Source organism: Affinundibacterium nitidum, from assembly GCF_014284155.1.
Taxonomy (GTDB): domain Bacteria; phylum Pseudomonadota; class Gammaproteobacteria; order Burkholderiales; family Burkholderiaceae_D; genus Undibacterium; species Undibacterium nitidum.
Genome location: NZ_JACOFZ010000040.1, coordinates 1 through 331, shown reverse-complemented (window position 1 = coordinate 331; position 331 = coordinate 1). Strand labels below are relative to the sequence as shown.

Here is a 331-nt window from a genome sequence, read left to right as displayed (position 1 = left end):
TGATGTTGTTGATGTCACCTGTCGCTACTGGTTTGCTGTCCGTAATAAGGATATCTAGGCTGTCGTTATTCGTTGCACCTAAGGCATCGGTGACTGCCACTGTGACACTGTCGGTCACATCGCTGTTGGCACTTTGGACACTTGGGTCATAGGTATAACTCACCACGCCTGTGCTGGAGTTGTAGCCTGTTAAGACCAAGCTGCCCTTGCCTGTCGTGATCGTGATCGGTGTGCCACCTAAAGCATTTAATTGCGCCAAGGTGACGTTGGTGCCACCGACCGTAATGCTCGCCAATCCTGCTGGCGCACTGACCGTGAAGCTGTTCGCTGT

Annotated in this window: 1 protein-coding gene; it reads right to left on the bottom strand. The window is 52.6% G+C overall.

Going from position 1 to position 331, the window contains the following annotated elements; genetic code table 11:
- Positions 1–331 (bottom strand): hypothetical protein (locus H8K36_RS18950; protein ID WP_222611291.1); only part of this gene is annotated, 331 nt, incomplete at both ends.